Annotated in this window: 5 protein-coding genes; 3 read left to right on the plus strand and 2 right to left on the minus strand. The window is 69.2% G+C overall.

Features of this window, described 5'->3' with window-relative positions; translation table 11 throughout:
• Positions 1 to 85 precede the first annotated feature (85 nt).
• A complete protein-coding gene (locus tag JNW87_RS05175; RefSeq protein ID WP_109801479.1) occupies positions 86 to 1,138 on the plus strand; it encodes an LLM class flavin-dependent oxidoreductase in 1,053 nt (350 codons plus the stop codon).
• Positions 1,139 to 1,228: 90 nt separating this feature from the next.
• The gene (locus JNW87_RS05180) at positions 1,229 to 1,411 is read left to right on the plus strand and encodes a hypothetical protein (RefSeq protein ID WP_146231038.1); all 183 of its coding nucleotides are present in this window, start codon (positions 1,229 to 1,231) and stop codon (positions 1,409 to 1,411) included.
• A gap of 31 nt (positions 1,412 to 1,442) precedes the next feature.
• Here the strand turns inward: JNW87_RS05180 and JNW87_RS05185 are convergent, their stop codons facing one another.
• The gene (locus tag JNW87_RS05185) at positions 1,443 to 1,781 is read right to left on the minus strand and encodes a tetratricopeptide repeat protein (protein WP_238453209.1); all 339 of its coding nucleotides are present in this window, start codon (positions 1,779 to 1,781) and stop codon (positions 1,443 to 1,445) included.
• Positions 1,782 to 1,796: 15 nt separating this feature from the next.
• Between JNW87_RS05185 and JNW87_RS05190 the strand changes: the two genes are divergently transcribed.
• The gene (locus JNW87_RS05190) at positions 1,797 to 2,726 is read left to right on the plus strand and encodes an aldose epimerase family protein (RefSeq protein ID WP_309233909.1); all 930 of its coding nucleotides are present in this window, start codon (positions 1,797 to 1,799) and stop codon (positions 2,724 to 2,726) included.
• Between the two features lie 146 nt (positions 2,727 to 2,872).
• Here the strand turns inward: JNW87_RS05190 and JNW87_RS05195 are convergent, their stop codons facing one another.
• Positions 2,873 to 6,538, minus strand: a complete 3,666-nt coding sequence (locus JNW87_RS05195) for an arabinofuranosidase catalytic domain-containing protein (protein WP_309233910.1) — start codon at positions 6,536 to 6,538, stop codon at positions 2,873 to 2,875.
• Between the last annotated feature and the right edge of the window lie 30 nt (positions 6,539 to 6,568).

A 6,568-nucleotide genomic window follows, 5' to 3' on the forward strand; every position in this document is an offset into this window, starting at 1 on the left:
CACCTCATCTCCTTGACTGGTCAAGTATAGGCATATGATTGACGCATCAACATTGACGCGTCAATCACACTTCGGGGAGTTGACGATGACCAGTACGCGCGGCGGACACCGGATCGTGATCGGTGTCGACAGCTTCGGGGAGATGACCCTCGGCGGTGACGGCAAGCTGCTCAGCCAGCCGCAGAACATCCGTGAGCTGGTCGCGGAGGGGGTCCTCGCGGAGGAGTCGGGGCTCGACTTCTTCGGACTGGGCGAGCACCACATCGAGGAGATGCCGCTGTCCGCGCCCGACCTGGTCCTGGCCGCCCTCGCCGCCCGGACCTCCCGCATCCACCTGGGGTCCGCGGTCACGGTGCTGAGTTCGGACGACCCGGTGCGCGTGTTCCAGCGGTACGCGACCCTCGACGCCCTCTCCTCCGGCCGCGCCGAAGTGATCCTCGGCCGAGGCTCCAGCACCGAGTCGTTCCCGCTGTTCGGCTTCGACCTCGCCGACTACGACCGGCTGTTCGAGGAGAAACTCGAACTCTTTGCCCGGCTGCGCACGGAGCAACCGGTCACCTGGTCGGGAACCACGCGGGCCGCCCTGCCGGGACTTCAGGTCTACCCGCGTACCGCCGACGGAATGCTGCCGACCTGGGTGGGCGTCGGCGGGAACCCGGCCTCCGTCGTGCGCGCCGCGCGGCACGGTTTCGCACTGATGCTCGCGATCATCGGCGGCAATCCCGCCCGCTTCGCCCGCCTCTCCGCGCTCTACCGGGCGGCCACCGAGCAGTCGGGGATCGGCCCGCTGCCGATCGGGGTGCACTCGCCCGGGCATGTCGCGGCCTCCGACGAACAGGCGAAGGAGCAGTACTGGCCCACCTACCGGACGTTCATGCTCGACGCCCGCCGGCAGCGCGGCTTCCCGGAGATCACCCGTGACTACTTCGAACACGAGGTCGAGTACGGCTCCCTCTACGTCGGCTCGCCGGAGACGGTCGCCCGACGCATCGCCAAGACCATGACCACCCTCGACGCGAACCGCTTCGACCTGAAGTACGGCATGGGCCCGATGCCGCACGCCGTCCTCATGGAGAACCTCCGCCTGTTCGGCACCGAGGTCGCGCCCAGGGTGCGCGAGCAACTCCAGCAGCGGTAAGTGAACCCGGCCGCCCGTCCCGCGGCAGTTTGGACCAGGTGCGGACGGGTACGGCCGACCGGGCACCGGGACACGGAGGGCGGTACGGCGATGAACACTGGTCGACTGGGTGACGTGCTCGTCGGCGCGGCGGGCAACGTGGCCGGTACCGTCGTCGACCCGCGCAAGGGGCTGAGCCAGCTCCGCTCGGCGGTCTCCGGGCGGACCCTGGCCACCGTGGCGGCGGGCCTGGTCATCGGCTTCCTGGTGGCCCGGTCACGGCGCCGGGGGTGACGCCCGCCGCCCGGCGCACCGCAGCGGGGGATCAGGGGTGGGCGGCCAGCAGCCGGGTGATCTCCGGGGCGGCCGGGTGTTCCGGCGCGACGGTGAGGAAGCGTCGCAGGGTGCGCGGCGCCTCGGCGGGGCGGGTACGCCGCTGGGCGAGGCCCAGCACGAGCAGCCCGTCCGGGGAGTCCGGGGTGTGACCCAGCACCTCCTGCGCGGCCTGCGCCGCCCCGGCCGCGTCCCCCGCCCTGAGCAGGGCGAAGGCGAGACGCAGCCGGATCGTGTCGTCGGGGCGGTCGCGCAGCGCCTCCCGGTACAGCTGCGCGGCGGCGTCGTACCGGTCCTGCGCCTCCAGGTCGCGTGCCAGCCCGACCGCCACCGCGACCGGGCCACCGTGCAGCGGCTACGGGTGCCGACGCGAGACGGGCACCCTCTGGACGTCGTCCTCGGCTACTCCGACGTGGCCTCGTACCTCTCCCCGACCAACCCGTATGTCGGCGCGACCGTGGGCCGCTACGCCAACCGCATCGCCGGCGGTCGCTTCACCCTCGATGGGAAGACGTACCCGCTGACGACGAACGAGGCGGACACCTGCCTGCACGGCGGCACGGAGGGCTTCCACCTCCGCCTCTGGACCGTCGTCGACCAGGCCGCCGATTCACTCACGCTGGAACTCGTCAGCCCCGACGGGGACCAAGGGTTCCCCGGCGAACTGACGGCCCGCGCCGCGTACCGGGTGGCGGGGGACACGGTCACCATCGAGTTGTCCGCCGCCTGCGACGCACCGACCGTCGTCAGCCTGACCAACCACGCCTACTTCAATCTCGGAGGGCCCGAGTCCGGAAGCGCCGAGGACCACCTGCTGGCCGTCGACGCCGACACCTACCTGCCGGTCGATCCTCGCGCCATTCCCCTGGGGCGGCTGGATCCGGTCGCCGGAACGCCCTTCGACTTCACGACGCCGGCCGCGATCGGCCACCGGGCTCGTCACCACCATCCACAGGTACTGCGGGTGGCCGGTATCGACCACGCCTACCACCTGCGCGGCGAGGGCCTGCGCCGAGCGGCGCGGCTGGAACATCCGGACAGTGGACGCTTCCTGGAGATCAGCACCGACCAGCCGTCGCTGCAGGTCTACACCGGTAACCGCCTCGACGGCACGCTGAATGGGCGCGACGGCAGGCTGCTCCGGCAGAGCGACGGAATAGCCCTGGAGACGCAACGGCACCCGGACGCCCCGAACCAGCCCGCGTTCCCCTCGCCGGTGCTCAATCCAGGCGAGACGTACCGCTCGATCACCACGTGGCGGCTGGGTAGTTCCTGAGGGCGGCGGCCCCGACTCGCCGCACGGCCGTCCCCACAAGGACCAGGACCTGGATCGGGACGCAGCGAACACTTCCGGTGCCCACCGTCGAGGGTGGGCACCGGAAGTGGTCGGTGTTGACTGGGTTCAGTTGCGCCGTCGGTGCGTCACGGTGCCGGGGCCCACGGCGAGGCGGCCAGCCAGCTCGTGTCGTCGGCATACGACACGCTGGTGTCCCACTCGTTGGTGCCGGGCGGGCCGGCGAGGTACACGCCGCCGTTGTAGGCGCGGAGGTACCGCGTCGAGTAGTTCACCGATTGGAACGACACGCCCTGACCGCTGTTACCGGCCACCTGGCAGAAGGTGGCGTCCTGGGAGAACAGCGTGCTGCCGTCGTCGGGCTGAAGGGAGACCACGAAACCCTGGTGCCGCAGGTAGTTTCCGGGCCGGTTGACCGCCTCGAACGAGAAGCAGTTCGGGTTGGCCAGGCCGGCCGCCTTCACGAAGGTCGCGTTCTGCTTGTCGGCGGTCGAACTGGCCGCCGTCACCGCGGCGGTGACCACGCTGGTGGTAGTGGAGCTGTGCTGCATGTAGTTTGATGAGCCACTGGGCGTCGTCGTCTGCAGCGAGACGCGGGGACCCGGGGAGAGGGTGAAGCTGACGTCGTTGGACGCCCCGGGCGTGGGCCCGCTCGCGGTCTGGAAGTCTCCGCAGTTGCTGTCGGTGTCGTTGCCGTCAGGGAAGCGGGCAGCGCTTCGCCCGTTAGCACCCGTAGTGCCCGGGTTGGTCACTCGGCAGCCGCTCTGCCCCGCCCCAGAGGTCGCTTGGTAGCCTTCGGCGGTCCACGGGTCGACCATGGTTCCGTAGTTGAGGCTGTCAACTACCAGGTCCTGGGCGTCACGCAGGACCATGTTGCCGGCGGTGGCGAGGGCGGGGCCCCCGAACCATTGGTTCGGTGCCGTCGTGCCCTGGTAGCCGGCGTTCGTGACTGCGGTGTCACGCACTGGCGTGTTGACGGCGTGGCCGTTGTCGAGGGGCTTGTCGAGGGTGACCCCGCTGCCCAGTGCCTGCACCGGCTCGTTGCTCGAGTGCGGGAAGCGGGTCGCCGGCGTGAAGCTGACCCCGGTCCCCCACACGCTGTAGGGGAGGTTGGACGCGTGGTCGAACTGCAGCGGGGCGGCGATGGTGATGCCCGTGCCGTTCGCGCCGGAGGTGCCGACCGCGGTGACCGTGACGTTGTCGATCCCGTGGCCGGGGCTGTCGATGTCCAACCTGATCTTGTCACCCACCGAGATGTTGGCGGTGGACGACATCTTGATGTTGGTGGCACCCGCGCGCGCGGCCGCCGACAGGCGCCCTTGCGTGCCCGGCCTGCCGACCGCGGTGACCGTGGCCACCTCGTGGTCAGCGCCGTAGCCGAGGCCGATCTTCTGGCCGACCGTGAAGCCGGTCGTGCTCGTGACAGGCACGTTGGTCGAGCCCGCGGGGACCGTGATGACCGGCCCGTCGGGGACGGGCTGCCACAGGGTCGTACTGGCGGTGGCCGCCGTTCCGACGCTGACGATCGTCCGATTTTCCACGCTGGAGCCGGTGTCGATGGCGATCTGACGGCCTGCCGCCAGCCCGGTCGTGCTTCTGACATTGATGGTGGCGTCGCCGGCGGCGGCGGGGGCCGCCAGTCCGGAGTTGGCCAGGCCGAGCACGTAGAAGCTGTGGCTCGCGAGCGTCGTTCCGGCCGGCACGGTCACCGTGGAGAAGGTGGCCTGCTGGGTCGGGTGCTCGGTCAGGGTCCAGTTGGAGATGTCGACGTCGGTGGCGCCGGCGTTGTAGAGCTCGATGAAGGCGTTGGTCGAGTTGCCATTGCTGCCCGTACGGAATTCATTGATCTTGATCGGGCTGACGTTCCGCACCTTCTCGGCCGTCGTCTCGAACTGCCTCCCACCCTTCGTCGGGTTCGTCCACCAAGCCTTGCCGATCAGGTCGCCGTTGAAGGGCGCCGGTCCCGAGGTGACCTTGAAGGTCGCGCTCACGGTCGCGCCCGGGGCAACCGGATCCTCGAACGTCACCGACGTGTCGGTGGTGCCCGGGACGACGGACGTCCACTGCTTGTTGGGCAGGGAAATGCTCAGCTTCACGCCCACCGCGGGGGACCCCGTGGTGTTGGTGAACGTCACGGTGGTGTCCTGCGAGGACCCCGGGACGAACGTCTGGAGACCGGGCGGAGTCGCAACTGCCGACGCCGGCGCGATGCTCAGCCGCTGCACGTCGTACTTGGTCGCCACGACGTTGGCCTGAATCTGCTGGTCAACGGCGTCCGACGGGTACCCGGTCGTCATGGCGCCCTCGTAGAAGGTGCCCTGCGAACCCACGCTGTTGTCGCCACCGTTGCCCAGGAGGATGGCCCCCTGCTTGCGCATCGGGTCGTAGCTGGAGTCGATGCGTGGCCCGTCGAACATGGTCGACAGGGAACCCTGCTGCGCGTCGCCGCCCAGGGAGGCCCAGTGGTGCGGCTCGCCCTTGGCCATCGCGGTCACGAACCGCCAGTTGATGCTCGGCAGGTCCGAGCAGAGCTTGGACGTACTACCGGGGTTGACACAACCAACCAGGTTGTTCTCCTGGTCGGTCATGATCCACGGACCGGGTCCGCTCCCGCGGTACCAGGCGGTGGCGTTGCCGTAGTACGTGGTTTCCATCGTGCCGTTGCCGTCGTCACGGCTGTCGATCTCGGCGTTGCCGTAGTCGTAACAGCAGCCGTTGTTGTAGTGGTGGCCGTTGATGACCCAGTACTGTCCCTCGGGCTGGTCGTCGACCGCGACGCCCTTGGTGTCGTTGTTGCGGAGGCCCATGCCGGGCTCGATGAAGATGCCGTATGCCTTGTGCCCACCGATAGTGATCGGCGCCATGTCCGCGATCGGCAGGTTGTTGAAGCCACCCATGGCCGGGCCGCTGAATCCGCCGCGGGGCGCCTGGGTGAGGTCGTTGTGCATGGGCGACTGGTCGTAGAGCTTCGTGATGAAGCATGTCGTGTCGGCACAGAACTGGTCCTGCGCGGCGGCGTCGGCGTATCCGCCCGCATCCGGGAACGGCCGAGCAACGGGTTGGACGATGCCAATGTCCTTGACCGCGTCGTCCGACAGGCGCCGGACCTGGTAAAGCGGGCCGTCGTAGGAGGCGTACATGGCCCGTGTGGTGCTGTGGGCGGCTACGCAGGGGGTGCCGCCCGCGGCGTAGATGTCACATGGCCCCTGCGGTCTGGCCGGGGGCTCCGGTTGTGCCGCCTGCGCTGACGGTGCCACCGCGAACGTGGCGCCAATCATGGTCAGCGCAATCGCCGCGCGAGAGGCGAGGGTCCGGCCGCGTACGCGGCGAGTGGGGGATCTGAACATGTGCATGTGCTCCGATCGTTCGTCTGCTGACCGAGCCGAATTGGTTAGGTTTGCCGTGACGAATAGGGGGAACTCTGCGCGACACGGGTGTCGCTGATCCGGCGAGCGCCGAGCGCCGTGACCGGGCCTGGCAGTTCTGACCACGAGAGGTGTGGTCAATCGGGCTGAAACCGCGGATCGCTCGCTGGAGGACCGTGAGCTGGCGGCGTCGGGAGGGGACAATCTGCCGACGCCGTGCAGTTGCGCGTCTGCGCCGGCGGAGGCCCTCGTGTCCGCCCCATACCGCCCGGCGTTGGTGATGGTGCCTGCGGGGCGCGCCACTTCCCGATTGCCCCCGGGCTGGCTCGGCGACTTCGAGCGCGCCTCAGTCCGATCACCGTACGTATTCAGCCTGAGGTGAGTCGCTGATCGGGGCCTGCTGTCCACTGTGGCTTGGCTGACTGGCATGATCTTGGTGTGCAGCCCGGGTCGCAGCTT

The organism is Micromonospora sp. ATA51, from assembly GCF_016802855.1.
Taxonomy (GTDB): Bacteria; Actinomycetota; Actinomycetes; order Mycobacteriales; family Micromonosporaceae; genus Micromonospora; species Micromonospora sicca.

Excerpts from the sequence above, each read along its gene's own strand:
- JNW87_RS05175 (WP_109801479.1), top strand. The coding sequence starts at position 86 with ATGACCAGTACGCGCGGCGGACACCGGATCGTGATCGGTGTCGACAGC.
- JNW87_RS05180 (WP_146231038.1), top strand. The coding sequence starts at position 1,229 with ATGAACACTGGTCGACTGGGTGACGTGCTCGTCGGCGCGGCGGGCAAC.
- JNW87_RS05195 (WP_309233910.1), bottom strand. The coding sequence starts at position 6,538 with ATGCCAGTCAGCCAAGCCACAGTGGACAGCAGGCCCCGATCAGCGACT.